The following is a 909-nucleotide window of genomic DNA, read 5'->3' as shown; positions in this document are numbered from 1 at the left end:
ACCGCATCGCCGGCACCGACGCCGCGCGCGTCCTGGCGCTGGCAGGGCAGCGGCTGGACGAACTCGACGCCGCCGGCCCGGACACCGCCCCGGTGCGCCGCCCCCCGCTGTGGGACGGCCGGTCGGCCGCGCGCATCGTCGAGCGCCTGGCGACGGATCTGCTCCGCTGAGCCTCCCCCCGCGTTCCGGGGGTCTGCCCCGGGAAGTTGTCACGCTGGCGTGAAGCCGGGCGGGGTCGCGGGCGTACAGTTGCGGCCTCACGCGCTCAGAGAAGCGCCGGGCCCGGGCAGAGGGGGATCGCCATGGATGTTTCAACCGCTTCCACCAGGGAGGCGCACCGCCCCGGCATCGCCGGCGCAGCGGATCTGGACCTCGACAGGACCCGCGCGACGCTGATGGTCCTGGGCATCGCCCTGCACACCGCGGACGTCTTCATCACCTCGGGCGACTGGCTGGTCGCCGACAGCCACCGCAGCGCCTTCTTCGACGCGCTGGTCGCGCTGATCCACAGCTTCCGGGTGCCCGGCTTCTTCCTGCTGTCGGGCCTGCTCTTCGCCGGCAGCCTGCGCCGCCACGCCACGCCCGACCTGCTCGTGCGCCAGCTGCTGCGCCTGGGGGTGCCGCTGTTGAGCTGCTGGCTGCTGCTCAACGGCGCGCAGCAGGCACTGCTCGCCTGGCAACGGGGCGCCGATCCCTGGGCGGCGCTGGACGGCCTGTCCGCCCCGGTGTTCCACCTCTGGTTCCTGCGCGACCTGCTGGTGCTGAACCTGCTGGTGCTCGCCGCCTGGGCCATCGCCCAGGGCCGGCATCGCCGCGCCACCCGGACCGCCGCCCGCGGCGCCGGGCGCTTCGCCGCCTGGCTCTCGCGTGCCGGCGACGCCGGGCCGGCGCACTGGCTGTCGGTGGCGC

Annotated in this window: 1 pseudogene (running past one end of the window); it reads left to right on the top strand. The window is 75.2% G+C overall.

Going from position 1 to position 909, the window contains the following annotated elements:
* Nucleotides 1-302 precede the first annotated feature (302 nt).
* Nucleotides 303-909 (top strand): annotated as a pseudogene (locus tag FUT87_RS17170) (acyltransferase family protein); it runs 668 nt beyond the window's last position.

The organism is Mitsuaria sp. TWR114 (assembly GCF_007997345.1).
This window is presented reverse-complemented; position numbering and strand designations above follow the sequence as displayed.